Source organism: Metabacillus halosaccharovorans (assembly GCF_002019635.1).
GTDB classification, from domain to species: domain Bacteria; phylum Bacillota; class Bacilli; order Bacillales; family Bacillaceae; genus Metabacillus; species Metabacillus halosaccharovorans.
Genome location: NZ_KV917372.1, coordinates 599,072 through 617,630 on the forward strand (window position 1 = coordinate 599,072; position 18,559 = coordinate 617,630).

Here is an 18,559-nt window from a genome sequence, read left to right on the forward strand (position 1 = left end):
AAATTCGATTAAACGGTTATCACAAGAAAAAGCATGAGAATAAATCACTAATTCTCATGCTTTTTTGGTTGTTTCTATTCATTTTCCAGAGTAACCTCTATATTCCTGACTTTGGACTCTTAACTTCCATTTCTTAACTCACAAATATTTTTCTACGATCATATGCAAAGAAAATCATTATCACACCTAATCCTGCACAAATCATATACATAGATGAATACGAGTAAGTATCAGCTATGGGCCCCATTATGACACTACCTAGTGATACGCCTAAATCCGCCATAGCTATAAATAATCCCAATAAAACATTTCGATTATCATGAGGTAATACAAAGCTTAAATACGTGGTTAACGTAGGATACAACAAAGCCTGAGCTATTCCCATTAAACAGGCACCTACATAAAAGAGAATCGCTCCCCCATTTAGAGCAAAGCTAACACACAGTGCTGCTATTGCTAGTAGAAGCATATTTCCCATCATAAAAGATGAATGCCATTTCCCGTCAGAGGGAATTTTTTTTCTTAAAGTAAAACGGGAAATCACAACAGTCCCCGCCATAAGCATTAAAAAAATACCAGCGTTACTGCTTGTTAGTTGTTCAGCATATAGAGGTATGAAGGTAGTTATCGCACCAAATACAATAGAACCACTTAACATAAGAACACTACATTTTAATAAATACGGATTTTTTACTAACTGACCAAATGAACTGAACCTATTTACGCCTTGAAAAGAGTTTTCCCTTATCGTTTCTGTCTCCGCTTTATCTATTTGAGCACTATAGCCCACCAGCCCAGTAATGACAGCAATTGATATCATTACTAGTGCAAAGTATTCCCTTCCTCCCTGCCATATCCCTAATGCAAGTAATGGACCAATAATTCCTGGTATATATGAAAATAAAGAATAAAGAGAAATTCCCTGAGAGCGATCTTCTTCTGGCAGTGCATCAATAATTCCTAACTGTAATGCCATTGAAAAAAAGGCAGTCGAAACGCCTTGTAACATGCGAGCAACCAGGTAGCCACCTAGTCCAGTAATCGTATATAAAATCAAGGCCATACCATTAATAATTAGAATAATTCTCAATACTTTTATCGGTCCATGCTTTTGAATAATATGACCTGACCATGGTCTAAAAAACATGGTCGTAAACATATAAGCCCCCATAATCAGTCCGATTGTTGTATTAGTAGCTCCTAATGATTCTCCTTTTAAAGGAATAAGGACATTTAATAGAGAATTTGCACTAAAATAAAGAAGCACCAAAACATACAACCGTATAAAGGGCCAAGACAAAGCTCCATTCAAGATCGATTCTCCCCCAGTTCTATACCAAATCAAACTAGATAGTTGACATCATTAAATCGTTATGATCGAATGTAATAATCTTCTTGCATACGCTGACTTAACATCCTTTAAGTGTTCGATTTTAATTATTTCTTCAATCTGACCTTCCTTAAAAATAATGACTCTATCACAAATATAGGCAGCAGCTTGTATATCATGCGTAATAAATATATAACTCATGTTATACATTCTTTTTAATTCCTTAAGTAAATCAAGGACTTGTGTTTGAACTGACACATCTAGAGAACTGATTGCCTCATCTAATAAAATACAAGTTGGTTCTGTTGAGATTGCTCTTGCAATACATACTCTTTGAACCTCTCCTCCTGATAATTCATGGGGGTATTTGTTTCGATAAGATGCAGGCAATCCAACTTGATTTAATAGATTCTTACTCTTTTCTCTCATCGCTTGTTTACTATTCTTTTGAATTTTCATAGGCTCCATTATTGCCTCTTCAACGGTAAAGAACGGATTAATAGAAGATTTATAATCTTGGAAGACAGCGCTTATATGACCTAACCTCACTTTTCTATCGACTACATTTCTTTCATTGAAAAAAACATGTCCACGATCAGGCTTTTCAATCCCCATGATCAAGCGGCCTAATGTTGATTTTCCGCTCCCACTTTCCCCGATAATACCAAGACATTCTCCACTGTCACACTCAAAGCTGACATTCTTTAAAACATTCTGCCTTTTTACAGAAAACAAACCGCCTTTTTTATAGGCTTTCTCAACAGAATCAACCCTTAGCAACGACAACCCCTCCCCCTATTAACCTCTTAAAATGACTACTTAAAGCCACTCTAGTAGAAATCAAATATTTCGTATATTCATGTTTGGGTTGTACAAATATAGCTTCAGTATTACCTCTTTCAACAATTTCTCCATTCTTCATGACTAAAATATCATCCGCGATTTTTCTTACAACACCCAAATCATGTGAAATAAATATCATCGAGCATCCCATTCTTTCCCGCAATTTCATAAATTGGTCGACTACTTCAAATTGTGAAATCGTATCTAGAGCTGTTGTCGGTTCATCAGCAATAATAATATACGGCTCCAGGACAAAAGCTAATGCAATCATGATTCGTTGCAACATTCCACCTGATAATTGATGTGGATATTTGTTCATAATTTCAGTGGGGTTTTTCAACATAACGCTCTTCATAGCTACAGTCATGCTTTCTTCTATTTCTTTTTTACTCCAATTGAAATGTTCTGTTAAGGTTTCTCTTAGATGAACACCAACCACACAGGATGGGTCAAATGCACTCATCCCATTTTGTAAGATCATACAAAAATTTTTCCCCCTTTTCTTTCTCATCTCTCTTTCAGAAAGCTGGTTGATGTTTTCACCTTTAAACAGGATGTCTCCAGTTTGTTGCAGAGATGGTCCATTTAATCTCATAATAGCTCGACAAGTCACAGACTTTCCGCTCCCACTTTCTCCTACGATTGCCAGGCAACTCCCACCCTTTAAGTGGAATGAACTATCTTGAATAATCTTTTTACCAGAATGAGCGTCCCATACTTTTAAGTTGTTTACCTCTAAAATATTCATGATCTAATTAGCCACCTTTTTTTCTTGAACATTCGTCTTAGAAAACCCTAATTTATGTTTATTGGTGTTTTTAGAGTTTACTAATTTTGGATCTAAAGCAACTTGAAGTGAATCAGAAAAAAAATTAAACACCGATACAATAATCACGATAGCAAGCCCTGGAGCTACCATTAATTCGGGTCTAGTAAACATCACTTCCCTTGCTTCATTTAACATCATTCCCCATTCAGCATGAGGTGCTTGAATTCCTAATCCTAAGAATGAAAAACCAGAAATTTGCAAAATCATCGACCCAATCGATGCACTAGAAATCACGGCGATGTCAGAAAAGGTAACCGGAATAATATGCCTGCAAATGATGTTGATTTCACTTAAACCGGAGGCTTTGGCGAATTTAATGTAATTCAATTCAGTATACTGCATAACAGATGTTCTAATAATGCGAGCAAACCATGACCATTTGATTAAAGCAAATGCAATAAGGATGTTTTCAAGGCCCACGCCTAAAATACCAATAACCGCTAACGCCATCACATATCCCGGAAAAGAAAGCATGATGTCACATATTCTCATAATGACTGCATCTATTTTCCCTCTGAAATAGCCAGCCACAAAACCTAAGATTGCCCCGATTAATACCGATATAAAGAGAACAACCAAAACCCATAAGACACTTGGCCGAACACCATAGATCAATCTGGACAGGACACATCTTCCAAGGTGGTCGTTGCCTAACAAATACTTCCATGAGGGTGAGGCATAACGCAGACTCATCTTGATTTCATTAGGATCATGTGGTGAAAATACCGGTGCAAAAATGCCAACAATAATGGTGATCATGATAACGACCAAAGATATGAGAGCTAATCTATCTTTACATATGTTTTTCAATATTCTCATTTATAGATCATTCCTTAGCTTAGGATTCATCGCAACATTGATAATGTCAGAAAGTGTATTAAACAAAACAAACGATGCTGCAAGTATAAGAACATATGCCTGGATAATAGGGAAGTCTCTGCTTAGAATGGCATTAACACTCAACGTTCCTAATCCCGGCCAGGCAAAAACATTTTCTACTACGACAGTACTTCCCAATATGATAGGGATTGCCATACCAAATATTGAAATGGTTACTTGCAATGAATTTCTAAGAATATGCAGGATGATTTTCTTCTCTGATAACCCTGATGCCCTCCCATACAAAACATAATCCTCATTTAAATTGCTCAACATAGAGGTTCTCACATTTCTAAAATAAATACCTGCATAGCTGATAGTGATGACAAACACTGGTAAAATATAACTTTTATATGAATCCATTCCGTTTGTTGGCAGTAGATCTAATTGAACTGAAACATACCAAATCAAAATGGATGCTAACAAATACGACGGCATTGCCGTTAATAAAAATGATAATCCTCTGATCGATTTATCAATCATTTTTCCTTCTTTCAGTGCACATATAACACCTAGTAGAATAGACATGAAGATAATAAAAACAGATGATACGACTGTTAACTTTAACGTGTTTATAAATGCAGGACCTATTAATGACCACACTTGTTCTCCATTAATATATGAATCTCCAAAATCTAACTGTAAGGAGGCGAAAAGCCAATCAAAATATTGAAGGAGAAATGGCTTATTCATCCCTAACTCTTCTCTCGTTTGTTCTAATAATTCATCTGTTATCTGTGGAACACCTTGAGCTTGTAATACGACTTCAGCAGGATCTAATGGAGAAAGATTCATTAAGACAAACGTCAAAAACGAGATGATCAATAGTAAAGGTACAGAAATGAGTACCCTCTTGATAATGTAACTTCCCATAGACAAACCCCTTTTTTATCAAAACTAATAAAATATTTACAATTCTAAAATAAAAAAGGAGGAAATTCCCCCTCTCTATTTAAACTCCATTAACTCAAACGGCAGCTCAAATTGTGTTTGCTTGAATGAAAGCCCATTTAGGCTAGATGGGGCTACTACTGTCACACTTCCATTTGAAATAGGGATAAACACTGCTTCCTCATGAACCATTGTCAATATATCTGCATATAATGATTTTCTTGTTTCCTCATCCGTTGACACCATAACTTCATCAATCTTCTTGTACAATTCGTCTGCATTTTCCATGCCTTTGGTGGTATGTAAATATGAAGCATCTGATGTAAAAGCAGAGATAGTACTTTGTGGGTCGTAAGCTAGCCCCCAAGTTTGGTTGAATAACAAATCATAGTCACCCGTTGACCTTCTGTTCGCAATAGAGGTTGACTCCTCACCTATGATCTCCAACTCAACTCCAATTTCTTTTAATGAAGCTTGGATAAATTCAGCCTGAGTTTTTTGAGAAGAAGAATTGCTATCATAATAGAGGTTCATAACTAACTTTTTGCCGTTTTTCGTTCTAACATCACTTCCATTCTCTAAATCCCAACCAGCTTCTTCCAGTATCATCTTCGCTTTTTCTAAATCATAGCTTCGTTTCTTTAAATCAACATCACCATAATTGACGTTCTGAGAAAATAGTGTATTGGCTACTATTTCAGTACCATTCAATATATCTTTTGTAATGGTTTCCCTATCAATTGAATACCAAATCGCTTCACGAACAGCTTTTTCCGTAACTGGATAATCCGTTTTACTACTATTTGCCACAATCATTTTTGTATTCATTGGTTCACTTCTAACAAGTTGGTAATCACCTGAATCAACTAATTGATTCATCGCTTCAACATCAAGGCTATCTGCACCCCGATCATCCGTAAAGACAAAGTTGACTTCTCCTTTTTTCATGGCTAAGAACGTCGTTTCCCCTGCTGGAAGAACTTTAGAGGTAATGGTCTTTATTTTAGGTACACCACCCCAATATTGATCATTTGCTTTAAACGTCGCATACTCTTCTGTTTTATGTTCGGCCAAAATGTATGGTCCAGTACCGTTAAAACCACTTACCCCATCTTTTGTTCCATTATTAATGAAATCTTTAGGGGAAATAAATACATACGGCCTGGTCATCGATAATTCAACCAATGTAGGGTAATAAGGTTCTGATAGAATGATTTTAACTGTATATTCATCTACAACATCCACACTATCAATTTTTGTAGATAACTTAATCCAAGCATGTTTTTCTGCATTTTCTTGTACAGCATCGATATTTTTCTTTACTGCATCTGCGTTAAAAGGTTCGCCGTCATGAAATTTCACATCTTGTCTTAGTTGGAACGTGTAAACTTTTCCATCATCTGAAATCTCCCAAGATTCAGCAAGCAATGGTTTGATTCCATCTTCCGTATTTTCAACTAATGATTCGTAGACTTTCCCTTGAGCAGGCATTGAACCCGTATACATATGTGGATTCATATCGTTAATATCTTTAGCAGAAGCATAGATTAAATCTGTTACACTATTATTTTTTTTAGTATCCCCATTTTTCTCACTACTAGAATTTTCTGCAGAGCAGGCAACTAGAATAGAAAAAAACAATACGATTATGGATGCTAACTTACACTTTTTAACGATCACTGTACTTCTCTCCCTTAACGTTATAAGCTTAAAAACTGGTAACTAAAAAAATTTACATGTATAGGAACCTCTCCTTCCTTTAATTTGTAGCTATTCTTATTTGAAACTTCCTTCACATACCTTTTCAAGAATCTAGCTTTTCACATTTCCTCCTTTTTACTTAATCCTCCACATTAAAACGTAAATATTACGATTTATCGAATAAAAAATAGATACTATTACATTTATCCAACACACAAACCGTAATGGTTACTATTTAAGATAGTACTATGTAAATAAAATACTCGTCAACTACATTTTTGGATATTTTTACCGTTTTATAGATGTACCTCGATACATTTCCATAACTAACTCATTTTTACACAATAAACTCATTTACAATTCGTTCTGCTGCTTTTCTTGCTCCTGAAATATTTCTAGAGACTGGACCAATTTCCAGTTCCGCTAATGCTCCTGAGACAAATAGATGTGGACACCATTCGAGTTTTTGATTGATAATTGGATATCCACAACTTGCACATTTCAAATTTTCGGTATCAATTAATGCTTTTAACCAGGATTCTTCTGGAAGATTCGAGTTGAATCCTGTAGCCAACAATACAGTTTTAGTAGCGAGGCTATTGCCACTTTTAAGATGTAAAACATTTGACTGATCTTGAGAACTGGTCGTTACCACTTCATCACACTTCACTTTTAATGAGCCTTCTCTTTCTAGCTTTCTAATTTTTTGATAAATATCATTCGGCATGGAGCCTCTGTTTCGAGCAAGCTTAATTTGTTCTCTGCGCAAATCATAGTCAGTTATCTTTGAGAATGATTTCATAAACTTCGGACCTAACCATCCTGGGTCACTATCAAATCCGTGGACACGTAGCTTATGCCTGGTAAGAAGTGTCACTTCTCCTGGAAAAATTCTACATAGATTGATCACAGTGTGTGCTGCTGTAATCCCTCCGCCAACTACCACAATGGAAGGTGTTAGTTCACTTAGGTTCGAAAGTTTTTCACTAAAAATATGTTTTACGTCATTCGAGGATTCCTTTACCCACTCAGGAATATGTAGTTTTTCATTAACGCTCACACTAAGAACAAGATTTTTGGTGATAAATGATTGACCATCATCTGTTTGAACGATCCATTTATCAAAATCCCGATATACATGAATCACTCTTCCTTTCTTCCAACATTTTTTTAACTGAGCTTGCTGAAGAACCTTGTCACAATGTTCATTAAATACTTGAAGAGAAGGGCGTTTATATTGACCATAAAAAGCCGTATAATCAGTTGTGTTTTTAAAATTTTGCAGACTAAATACTGGAACATCAATATGATGAACAGACGGAGAACGCAGATACTCCATACCAATCTTATCAGTATATGTCCTCCATTTTTCCATCGGTTCATGATGAGGGTCAATGATTATAAGGTTTTCAATCGTTGTTTTTTCATTCTTAATTAAGTAATTGCCAATAGTACAACCATGAATCCCTCCACCTATTATTATCCATTCATACATAAAAGCTCTCCTCCAAGACAAATCGTAATAGTTACGTTTTGAATTGTACTATACTCCCTTAGATAAGAGCAAATGTTAATCGATTATCTCTTTACAGATAGCTATGAAAAAATCTTCAACTTCATGTAAAATACATGTGATCACTTCTAGAAAAAAATAGTCTATTTGCATTTCATTGAAAAAAAAGATAAAATAACTTTTAAATCGTAATCATTACGTTTTATTCCTATTCATAAATATTTAAATAAGGAGTTGTTTATAGTGGCGAAAAAATCAAAAATTGTAAAAGAAAGAAAACGACAAGAAATGGTGAAAAAATACGCAGAGATAAGGAATGAGTTAAAGGCAAAGGGTGATTATGAAGCATTAAGAAAATTACCAAGAGATTCTGCACCTACCCGATTGCATAACAGGTGTGAAATTACCGGAAGACCTAGAGGATATCTCCGTAAGTTTAAAATGTCAAGAATCGCTTTTCGGGAATTAGCTCATAAAGGTCAGCTTCCTGGCGTGAAAAAGTCAAGCTGGTAACAGCGCCTAAAATTGTTATCAGGAAGAAGGTGTTGAATTGTCATGCTCGACCATATGTATCGTCAGGCTATTATAGATCATTACCGTCATAAGCGTAATTTCAAGGAATTATCAGGTGAAAATGTCCTTAAAGTGCATTACAAAAATCCAACTTGCGGAGATGTAATCATCCTGTTTATTGAAGTTGAACATGACTTAATAAAAAATGTAGCCTTCCTTGGTGAAGGGTGCAGCATAAGTATGGCATCCTCTTCTATGATGACAGTGCTCATTCAAAATAAAACACTAAGAGAGGTTACTTTATTGAGAAAAGCGTTTGAAGAATTAATTCGTACTGGAGAGATAACAAACGAACATATTGATTTAGGAGATAGTATCTCGCTGCAGGGTGTTCATCAATTTAAACCAAGACATAATTGTGCTTTAATGCCTTGGCAAGCATTAGATAAAATGTTTAGAGTGAAGTAACATACCATCCACTCCAATTAATACTAAAAAAGGGCAGTTCCACATCTATTTTTTGGACTGTCCCTTTTTTGAAAATCTATGAAAAAATATAAGGATTTTTTGGTGTATCAATGGTCTCAACACTATTTACATGAATAACAGGTATATAATTTTGGCTCTCTTCCTTTACTTTTAACGTCCCCTTCATCCGAACCCACGTATTCTTGGTTAAGTGAAACTCATTACTATTCTCAAGCTTAAATCCACTTGCATGTGCATCAGCTACACAGTGGGTAACTTGAAATCTAGCAATCACTTTTTGTGTTTTGGTCATAAATTGATCTTCTGCAATAAACCCTTCTATTTCAATTATTTTCCCTTCAAAAACCTCTGGATATTCCGATAGAATCCCCATATAATTAGCAAAACCTATATCATCGAAACGAATAACAGGAAGACTCATCATACTTTTTATGTCACTATCCCCTAGTTTCTTTTGATCTAGACCAGCATATTGGATGCCCCGCTTCACTGCTTCCTCAGCCCCAAAGGTTTTATAAGGCATCATGAGCCCTGTTAAAAGCGGAACTGTAATTATTCCAATAGACAATATAGACTTTATTGAAAGCCCCTCTTCTTCATGATGACATCCCCAAGGACTGCAATGAGTATGATCAGGCTCTGCATCAAGTGGTCTAAAAATTCGGGGAACTTGAAAGAAAAAAAGAATCAAAAAAAGGACGGAAGCGAATTGACTAAAATGAAGATAATTAGGGTGGATAAAGTTTGTCATCTCTCCCGATTGATGCAAAATAAAAATAAAACTGGCAAATACCAATAAAATAAGAGCTTTTATTGCTTGTCTCTTTTGTAAGGTCATTGATGTGTCTCTCCTTTATATCATGGGGTGAGCTAGTAATAAAACGGCAAGAACAGTAACCGTTATAAGTATCGTTAGCGTCATAACAAAACGAAATTTGAAGACAGACAGTAACATGATCGTATTCTTTAAATCTAGCATTGGGCCATAAATTAAAAAGCCAAGTAACGAAGTTTTCGGAAGAAGGTGATCAAAAGATGCTGCAATAAATGCATCCGCTTCTGAACAAAGAGATAATAGATAAGCTAGCCCCATCATGACAAGTGTTGATCCTACTAAACCATTGCCTAGATCTAAAATAGACTTTGTTGCGATAAACGTCTGAACGAAAGCTGCTAGAACTGCTCCAATAATTAAAAATTTTCCCATATCAAAAAATTCATCAATAGCATGTTCGATCATAGCCCGTAATCTCGTTGGCAATGGTTGCTTCACTTGTTGTTCCGGACCATTAGAATTAAAAGAATTCTTCGTTAGTTTCAATTGATTTTGTTGGAATAGAGCACAGATCATGGCTGTTATCATCATAGCAATGATCAACCCTAAAACCATTCGTAATAACGCTATTTTCGTATCCTCACCAAAAGCCATATAGGTAGAAAAAATAACTAACGGATTAATTAATGGTCCTGTTAGCAAAAAACCAACACCTGCAAAAAGAGGCATTCCTTTTCCAACCAACCGGCGAACAATTGGAACTATTCCACATTCACATGCCGGAAATAGTGCACCAACAAGACAACTCATGATAATCGCTAGAAACTTGTTGCGGGGAATGAATTTGCTCAATTGTTCTTCTGACACAAAAACTTGAATAATTCCTGAGATCATAACCCCAAGTAAAACAAAGGGTAACGCTTCTAACAAAATACTAATAAACACCATATTGAAGGTTAAGAAAGAATCTGAAAAAAAAGATTCATTAAGCCTTATCCCCTTATGAAAGTAGAAGAGCAATAAGCAAGAGCCAAGAAAAGCAAAACCAATTAATTCGCTATTGGCTCTTGTCCTCATTCTATACATCCTTTACTTTTCATTTGCATAAATAGTACCTCCCGAAGTACATGCGCTTTTCTGTTTGCTGTCTGATTCAACCACTTTTTCTCACGGATTCAACCACTTTTCTCGCAAATTCAACCACTTTTTCACTCTTTCCAACCAACTTTTCTCTTTTTCCGACCATTTGGCTTGTTCTCATCCCTCCATACGTCAACTTGCTCTCGGATTCAACCACATCTTTATCAATCATTCTTCCATCCCACACCCTAAAAAAGAGAGCCAACAATGTTATGGACGCTCCTTTTGAAGTTTTATAGCCCCCATTTCCTTCTATATTTATTTTTCAGTGTATATTGGCTCCTTAAATGTTCTTTCCCAATCTTGTTTTATTTCATTCGTATCCAGATTGACACCAATCATGACTAAATAATATTCACCCTTAAATGTTGACGGTTCCCAATTCACACGATTCATGACACATTGCATTGAATATGTACCTTCTTTTATATGAAGATATCCCTTTGCCCGGAGCAAATGACTTTTCCATCTCTTTAAAAACTTCTCAATTTGTTTTGTTGTTGTTTGTGTTGTTAGGGGAAGAGAGATGCTTTTTATTCGAGAAAAGGATGTCCGCTTTTCATTTGGTATTTCGTCACTTCTTTTCATGTTCAGCCTCATTACACTCGAACTTTTGCTGAAGAAAATGTCGTTTACATCTACTGCACTGAATGTTGTGAAGATAATTGGTGATAATGCATTTTCTTTTCTTAAAAGCTTTTCTACCTTTTTCTTCTTACCCTCTGATACTAAGTCTGTTTTATTGACGATAAGATAATCAGCCACATTTATTTGTTTTTTTGTTGTTCTAACCAGATCACGGTCTGATTCAAACAAATTATGATAAGAGAGAATATTTTCTGCATCCACAATCGTTACAACCTTTTCTAAGTGAAGAAGGTGAAGTAGGTCAGGTTCTGTTATCGAGTCAACAACCTCCTCTGGATCTGCCACCCCTGTTAGCTCAATAAATAGCACATCCGGTTTACGTCTCAGAAGCGTTAGGAGACATTCCGTAACTTCACTTTTCTTATTACAGCACATACACCCGTCTAGTAATTTTTCTAAATGACTATTTTTTAACATTCCAGAAATACTTTCTCCATCTGTATCTGTCTTTCCAATTTCATTCATTAAAACTGATGGGTTTATATTTTTTTCATTACATATATGTAATAAATTCTTTAATAGTGTTGTTTTTCCACTTCCTAGGAATCCGCTTAAGATATAGACTGGTATTTTGCTCATTACTTTCCCTCCTTTACTATTACAATACATATATACCTAACACAAATCGAAACTATTCCTATTAAAAATAATTTGTTTCTTCTTGACTTATTGAGTAATACAATAAAGGTAGAAAAAATAAAAGAAGCTGATTCAAATGGGTAAGAATCAGCTTCTTGCATTTCATCTATATGAAATTAAAATGTTCTCTTTCCTTATTCTTTTACAATAATTAATTCTTTTTCAACTGAAAGTAAGTTTGAAACCATTTTGTTAATCGCACTAAATAAAGCTTTTACCGATGAAGTCATAATATCTACGTCAATACCGCAGCCCCAGTATATCGTACCATCTTCTGCAGTTATCCCTACATATGAAACAGCTTTTGAACCAGATCCAATTTCTAGAGCATGCTCTTTATAGACTAAATCTTTATAATCAATATTTAAATGATTTTGAATGGCGTTACTAATCGCATCAAGTCTTCCATTTCCCTCACCAACCAACTCATGTATTTCATTATCCATCCGAACGGAAACAATCGTCTCATATTCTCCATTTGAGATAAAATTATAATGAATAAATTCAACTGGTGTATTAATATTCACATATTCATCGATAAAAATATCATAAATTTCATTTGGCATAAGCTCTTTGTGCTTACGGTCTGATACATTTTTCACGCTATATCCAAAGCTTTCACGCATTTCAACAGGCAAGTCAAGACCATAAGATTGTTGAAGGATATAACCGATACCACCCTTCCCTGATTGGCTATTAATGCGGATAATATCTCCTTCATATTCTCTGCCAATATCCATTGGGTCAATTAATAGATAAGGAACATTCCAATGCTGACATTCTTTTTCTTCTCGCCATTTCATCCCTTTCGCAATAGCATCTTGATGGGAGCCTGAGAATGCAGTAAATACGAGTTCACCACCGTATGGGTGTCTTTCATGAACAGTCATTCTCGTCAATTTTTCATATATAGAAATAATTTTTGGGATATTATCAAAGTTCAGTTTTGCATCTATTCCATGTGAAAACATATTTAAGGCAAGTGTAACAATATCAACGTTTCCAGTTCTTTCTCCATTTCCAAACAGTGTTCCTTCAACTCTCTGCGCACCTGCAAGCATCCCTAGCTCTGAGTCTGCCACACCAGTTCCTCTATCATTATGAGGGTGGATGGAAAGGATCACATTGTCTCTGAAATGAAGATGATCACTCATGTACTCAATTTGACTAGCGTAAACGTGCGGCATGGACATGGATACCGTTGCTGGCAGGTTAATGATGACCTTATTTTCAGCGGTAGGCTTCCAAATATTTAGAACTGCATTACAAATCTCAAGTGCAAATTCCATTTCTGTACCTGTGAAGCTCTCTGGGGAATATTGAAATTGAAATTGCCCTTCTGTTTCAGCAGCATACTTTTTAAGCAATTTTGCACCATTTACTGCTATATCAATAATTTGTTCTTCAGATTTCCTGAATACTTGCTCACGTTGTGCAACAGATGTGGAATTGTAAAGATGAACAACTGCTTTTTTTGCACCTCTTAACGCTTCAAATGTTTTACTTATAATGTGTTCTCTTGATTGTGTTAACACTTGAATGGTTACATCATCTGGAATAAGATCTTGTTCAATTAACGTACGTAAAAAAGCATATTCTGTTTCCGATGCGGCAGGAAACCCTACTTCTATCTCCTTAAATCCTACTTCCAATAGCAATTGAAAATATTCTAATTTTTCCTCCAGACTCATCGGAACGACCAAAGCCTGATTTCCATCACGTAAATCGACACTGCACCAAGTCGGAGCTTCTGTAATATACTCCTTTTCAGTCCATTTCAAGCTTGTTACTGGGGGCATAAAGTATCCTCTAGCATACTTATTTGTATTTTCCATGATAACTTCCACCTTTTTTTAAATTAATTTTCAATAAAAATAAAAAAGCCTGTCATCTCATAAGAGACGACAGGCTTAGCCTACGTGGTACCACTCTTTTTGGTTCATATAATAAATAAAATGAACCCGCTTAATGACTTTATTACGGTCGTCATCCGTTAAGACCTACCTATATCAGTCTTACCGCTCCCGGGCGAGTTGGGGAATGAATTGACTGTCTTGCACCAGCCGACAGCTCTCTGAACAATTGTGAATCCTTAATACTCCCGATCAAAGCGTTTCATTATTAGATTTATCTGATTTTTCTAATCTTATAATGAATTTAGAAAATATTCAAGACCTTATTGATATTTTTTTGGGAAAATAATTTCACTCTCTACATTCTTATCATTAGTCTTCATATAAAAAACACCTACAGATTAAAGTTCTGCAGGTGTTTTAACTATTATTCTTTTAAATCTTCAATAGAATCAATGTCCATATATGCAGGAACAACTAGACCTGTTTTTGCTCCTTCAAGGTTTTCACCTAGATCTTCGAAGTCACCTTCATACTTTTCATATTGATCAGCATGTGTTAATGGTAACCATCCAGCTATATGTGCATCGACACTACCATCAGCTACACCAGCCCACATTGGACCAGCTTCAACTTGACTTAGTGTTACTTCATATCCTAAGTCAGTTAATATTTTTGCCACAACATTTGTGCTAGCAATTTCACTATCCCAAGCAACATATGCTAGTTTAACCTCTTCACCATTTCCTTTTTCAGCACCTTCTGTCCATTCCGCCACTTTGTCCGCATTGTCTTCCACCCATGCAGCTGCAGCTTCTTCAGGTGAAGTACCATCTTGAATTGCACTCATTACTACACCCATTTCATCAGGTGTCCAGAAGAATTGATCTAAGACTTTGTGTACACCAGGCAGGTCTTCTGCTAAGCCGTTACGTGCAATAGAATGAATATTTTCTGCTTCCCCATAAACACCCTTAGGATCTTCTAAGTATTTTAAATCAAACTTAGAAAACATCCAGTGTGGTGTCCAGCCTGTCACAATAATAGGTTCTTCTTTCTTATAAGCCTTTTGAAGAGCAGCAGTCATCGCAGCACCTGACCCTTCTACTAATTCCCAGTCAGTTAATTCATACTCTTCAAGAGCAGATGAAGTTGCCTTCATGATACCGGCACCTGGATCAATACCAGTGATTTTGTATTCTACGCTTTCTCCAACAGATGCTGTGCTTCCTTCTGAGTTTGATGAATCGTTTGATGTTTCTTCACCACCACATGCAGCCAGACCAAATGTAAGACCCAATGCTAATGTTGCTTTTGATAATTTTGTAAACATTCTATTGTCCCCCTTTAAGTTTTTACATCCTATTTGGATGAATCTATTAAAAACTTACACGTACAAAACGTACGGAAGTTTTTTATGCTTTTTTCCCAATATTCTGCGTAATTCGATCAAGTATAATGGCTATAATAACAATCGCTAATCCAGCTTCAAATCCCGTACCTGTTTGTAACTGTGTCACTGCCCGATAAACATCTGCTCCAAGTCCGGGAGCACCAACCATTGAAGCAATAACAACCATCGATAAAGCGAGCATGATGCTTTGATTTATACCAGCCATAATAGTCGGCATCGCTAACGGAAGCTGAACCTTTATTAATTTTTGACGAGTGGTTGACCCAAACGCTTGTGTTGCTTCAATCAAGTCTTCTGGGACTTGTTTTATTCCGAGAATTGTTAGACGTATAGTGGGAGGCATCGCAAAAATAACAGATGCTACAACTCCAGGTACAACACCAATATTAAAGAAAAAGATTGCAGGTAATAAGTAAACAAACGCAGGCATTGTTTGCATGAAGTCGAGAAGTGGTGTCACAATTTTACTGACTAACTCACTTTGCGAAGCCCAAATTCCGATCGGAATACCAAGAATAATAGATATACCAACTGATGTTAAGACAAGGGCAATCGTATCGAGCATATTTTCCCAATATCCTAAGTTATCTATCAGTAATAACCCTATAAATGTAAATAACGCAATCTTCCAATTACATACTTTCCACGCGAGTACACCAACAAGAACAGCTAAAATAATCGACGGAATGAAACCGAGACCCAACACAATTCCTTCGACAAATGATTCCAAACCAATTGCAATTCCTTCAAAAAATGGTTCAAAATGATCAACTAACCACTCGATGAAAAAATCAATCCATGCTCCTATTGGTAGTTTAGGCAATAAATTTTCCATTATAAAACCTCCCTTTCTTCAGTAACAGGGAGCTCTACTTTTTCCGTATCGTTTATATACGTATCATTGCCTGCTAGTGCACCAATGACTGCACCTCTGATCACAATTCCTTTTAACCTGTTGTTTTCATCAATTACTGTTACTGGAATTACAGCATCTGAGACATCATCAAAGAGATCAACTAATAAAGTATCAGGTGACACAGTTTTTACGTCTTTTATAATAACTTCATTTAACGAAAGTCCCTTTTCAATTGCTTGTTTTGCATCTTGTGCAGAAACAGCTCCAATTAGTCTTTTTTGCTTATCTACTACATACACAGTAGAGATGGCATGGTCCTGCATCAGTTTTAATGCGACTCGCGGACCTTTTTCTAGCTGAACTGTTTCGGGACGTTTCATCACATGTGCAGCCGTGAGTACTTTCGATAAATCCACATCTTCTACGAATCTTTCAACATATTCATTTGAAGGGTTCATAAGAATTTCTTCAGGAGAACCAATTTGAACGATGTTTCCATCTTTCATTAACGCAATGCGATCACCTATTCGTAATGCTTCATCCAAATCGTGTGTAATAAAAATAATTGTTTTCTCCATTGTCGATTGGAGCTCAAGTAATTCATCTTGCATATCCTTACGGATGAGCGGATCTAATGCACTAAAGGCTTCATCCATTAACAATATGTCAGGATCATTTGCTAAAGCTCTCGCAAGACCGACACGCTGCTGCATACCGCCACTTAGCTGGCTTGGAAATTGTTGTTCATATCCCTCAAGTCCTACAAGTTTCAAAGCTTCCAATGCTCTTTTCTTACGGTCTGATTTTTCAACACCTTGAATTTCAAGACCATATTCTGTATTTTCAAGTACTGATCGATGTGGAAACAAAGCAAATTTCTGGAAGACCATACTTAATTTTTTTCTTCGTACATTTCGTAGCTCTTCTTTGTTCATTGATACAATATCTTCTCCATCGATCAACACTTGACCACTTGTAGGCTCTATTAGTCTGTTGAACATACGAACAAGTGTAGATTTCCCACTTCCCGAGAGACCCATAATCACAAAAATTTCTCCAGGATACACTTCAAAATTCGCACGGTTCACACCAACTGTTGAACCTGTTTCTTTTAAAATCTCCTGTTTTGATTTTCCTTGTTTTAAAAGTTGTGCTGCTTTTTTGGTATTCTTCCCAAATATTTTCGACACATCTTTTACGGAGATTTTTACCGTTTTTTCTTCCATATTCATTTTTTCACCTCTATATATTCACTAGATAAAACGTGACAACCATCAATTTTATTCTGTTTAGCCCTCCATTCAAATGAATTGTCCGTCTCATGTAACTCGCTCTTCTATTATAGAAATATTACAAAAAGATTACAAAGCCCATATATGCTCATATTCGCTCGTAAACTTTGTACAGAAAAAACTGTACGTACTTTACATACTTGATTCTTATAAATCCTTCCATATGCTTCACTTTCTTTATCTTTACTTTCAGATTAGAAATGGGTAGTCTATACATATAAAGTGAGACTTCCATCAGTGGAGGTTTACTTCATCTCCACTGATGGTTAGCGAAACTTATCGGATCTTTACGGGCAATTATCAGTTATTTCCCAATATCTTCTTCGCTACTCTCGAATCTTGTAGTAGAAGACTTACTGCCCGTTAAGAATGGGATAACAGGTTTATAGGATGTGAAAGAGTTTGCAGGAAGGTAAAGACGAACTTGAGAGAGCTCGCGAACGTGTAATTGAAGCAATATCACAAAACATGAACTTATATGGTGTTACTCCTTCGATAGGAAGGCTTTGGGGTCTTCTCTATTTTCAAAATGAACCTATGACATTAGATGAAATGAAGAATGAATTAGGGATGAGTAAAACGAGTATGAGTACATCTGTAAGAACCTTGATGGATCTCCATATGGTCGATAAAGTGTGGAAAAAAGGAATTAGAAAAGATCTTTATGAGGTGGAAGAAGACTGGTACCAAACGTTTATTGATTTTTTCACCATTAAGTGGAGAAGCGGTGTCATGATAAATGTTAACGCAATTGAAAAGTCTCTTCAGGAACTAAACAAACTTCTTGAACGTCCTGGCATTTCTGCGGATGATAAAGAAACGGTAAGACGTGATATTGGGAAATTACATGACGCATTAGATTACTATAATTGGTTAAATAGATTGGTTGATACGTTTGAAACACATGAAATTTTCAAATACATCCCCAAACAGAAAGAAGACACATCGCAATAA

18 protein-coding genes and 1 other annotated feature are annotated in these 18,559 nt (G+C 35.9%); of the genes, 3 read left to right on the forward strand and 15 right to left on the reverse strand.

What is annotated here, in order from left to right; all coding sequences use genetic code 11:
* Positions 1 to 133: 133 nt before the first annotated feature.
* From cntE to BK577_RS17235, 7 genes are all read right to left on the reverse strand, one after another.
* Complete coding sequence (cntE, locus tag BK577_RS17205; protein ID WP_078434088.1) at positions 134 to 1,312, reverse strand: staphylopine family metallophore export MFS transporter CntE; 1,179 nt, start codon at positions 1,310 to 1,312, stop codon at positions 134 to 136.
* A 51-nt stretch (positions 1,313 to 1,363) separates the two neighbouring features.
* Positions 1,364 to 2,110, reverse strand: a complete 747-nt coding sequence (locus tag BK577_RS17210) for an ABC transporter ATP-binding protein (RefSeq protein WP_078434089.1) — start codon at positions 2,108 to 2,110, stop codon at positions 1,364 to 1,366.
* Complete coding sequence (cntD, locus tag BK577_RS17215; RefSeq protein WP_078434090.1) at positions 2,097 to 2,921, reverse strand: staphylopine uptake ABC transporter ATP-binding protein CntD; 825 nt, start codon at positions 2,919 to 2,921, stop codon at positions 2,097 to 2,099. The genes BK577_RS17210 and cntD overlap by 14 nt, the downstream gene beginning before the upstream one ends.
* 3 nt (positions 2,922 to 2,924) lie before the next feature.
* Complete coding sequence (cntC, locus tag BK577_RS17220; protein ID WP_078434091.1) at positions 2,925 to 3,821, reverse strand: staphylopine uptake ABC transporter permease subunit CntC; 897 nt, start codon at positions 3,819 to 3,821, stop codon at positions 2,925 to 2,927.
* The gene (opp1B, locus tag BK577_RS17225; protein WP_078434092.1) at positions 3,822 to 4,754 is read right to left on the reverse strand and encodes a nickel/cobalt ABC transporter permease; all 933 of its coding nucleotides are present in this window, start codon (positions 4,752 to 4,754) and stop codon (positions 3,822 to 3,824) included.
* A 75-nt stretch (positions 4,755 to 4,829) separates the two neighbouring features.
* Entirely contained in the window at positions 4,830 to 6,452 is a 1,623-nt protein-coding gene (gene cntA / locus BK577_RS17230) for a staphylopine-dependent metal ABC transporter substrate-binding lipoprotein (RefSeq protein ID WP_078434093.1), read from the reverse strand.
* 358 nt (positions 6,453 to 6,810) lie between these two features.
* Complete coding sequence (locus BK577_RS17235; RefSeq protein WP_078434094.1) at positions 6,811 to 7,968, reverse strand: SidA/IucD/PvdA family monooxygenase; 1,158 nt, start codon at positions 7,966 to 7,968, stop codon at positions 6,811 to 6,813.
* Between the two features lie 261 nt (positions 7,969 to 8,229).
* On the opposite strand from BK577_RS17235, the gene rpsN reads away from it, so the two are divergent.
* On the forward strand, positions 8,230 to 8,499 hold the full coding sequence (rpsN, locus tag BK577_RS17240; RefSeq protein WP_078434095.1) for a 30S ribosomal protein S14: 270 nt from the start codon (positions 8,230 to 8,232) through the stop codon (positions 8,497 to 8,499).
* A 42-nt stretch (positions 8,500 to 8,541) separates the two neighbouring features.
* On the forward strand, positions 8,542 to 8,967 hold the full coding sequence (sufU, locus tag BK577_RS17245) for a Fe-S cluster assembly sulfur transfer protein SufU (RefSeq protein WP_078434096.1): 426 nt from the start codon (positions 8,542 to 8,544) through the stop codon (positions 8,965 to 8,967).
* Positions 8,968 to 9,043: 76 nt separating this feature from the next.
* Here the strand turns inward: sufU and BK577_RS17250 are convergent, their stop codons facing one another.
* From BK577_RS17250 to BK577_RS17285, 8 genes are all read right to left on the reverse strand, one after another.
* A complete protein-coding gene (locus tag BK577_RS17250) occupies positions 9,044 to 9,826 on the reverse strand; it encodes a TIGR03943 family putative permease subunit (protein WP_078434097.1) in 783 nt (260 codons plus the stop codon).
* A 15-nt stretch (positions 9,827 to 9,841) separates the two neighbouring features.
* The gene (locus tag BK577_RS17255) at positions 9,842 to 10,840 is read right to left on the reverse strand and encodes a permease (RefSeq protein WP_139367378.1); all 999 of its coding nucleotides are present in this window, start codon (positions 10,838 to 10,840) and stop codon (positions 9,842 to 9,844) included.
* Between the two features lie 76 nt (positions 10,841 to 10,916).
* Positions 10,917 to 11,075 (reverse strand): hypothetical protein, encoded by a 159-nt coding sequence (locus tag BK577_RS26090; protein ID WP_169908348.1) that lies wholly within the window; start codon positions 11,073 to 11,075, stop codon positions 10,917 to 10,919.
* 86 nt (positions 11,076 to 11,161) lie between these two features.
* On the reverse strand, positions 11,162 to 12,130 hold the full coding sequence (locus BK577_RS17265) for a CobW family GTP-binding protein (protein WP_169908350.1): 969 nt from the start codon (positions 12,128 to 12,130) through the stop codon (positions 11,162 to 11,164).
* Positions 12,131 to 12,324: 194 nt separating this feature from the next.
* The gene (locus BK577_RS17270; protein WP_078434101.1) at positions 12,325 to 14,025 is read right to left on the reverse strand and encodes a 2-isopropylmalate synthase; all 1,701 of its coding nucleotides are present in this window, start codon (positions 14,023 to 14,025) and stop codon (positions 12,325 to 12,327) included.
* A gap of 59 nt (positions 14,026 to 14,084) precedes the next feature.
* Positions 14,085 to 14,308, reverse strand: a binding site (T-box leader).
* 162 nt (positions 14,309 to 14,470) lie between these two features.
* Positions 14,471 to 15,376 carry a glycine betaine ABC transporter substrate-binding protein gene (locus BK577_RS17275; protein WP_078434102.1) on the reverse strand — a complete coding sequence of 302 codons (906 nt, stop codon included), beginning with the start codon at positions 15,374 to 15,376 and terminating at the stop codon, positions 14,471 to 14,473.
* An 82-nt stretch (positions 15,377 to 15,458) separates the two neighbouring features.
* On the reverse strand, positions 15,459 to 16,292 hold the full coding sequence (locus tag BK577_RS17280) for an ABC transporter permease (RefSeq protein ID WP_078434103.1): 834 nt from the start codon (positions 16,290 to 16,292) through the stop codon (positions 15,459 to 15,461).
* Positions 16,292 to 17,545 carry a quaternary amine ABC transporter ATP-binding protein gene (locus tag BK577_RS17285; protein WP_078434104.1) on the reverse strand — a complete coding sequence of 418 codons (1,254 nt, stop codon included), beginning with the start codon at positions 17,543 to 17,545 and terminating at the stop codon, positions 16,292 to 16,294. The genes BK577_RS17280 and BK577_RS17285 overlap by 1 nt, the downstream gene beginning before the upstream one ends.
* Before the next feature lie 462 nt (positions 17,546 to 18,007).
* Here BK577_RS17285 and BK577_RS17290 point away from each other — a divergent pair, with 462 nt between their 5' ends.
* Positions 18,008 to 18,559 (forward strand): GbsR/MarR family transcriptional regulator, encoded by a 552-nt coding sequence (locus BK577_RS17290; RefSeq protein ID WP_078434105.1) that lies wholly within the window; start codon positions 18,008 to 18,010, stop codon positions 18,557 to 18,559.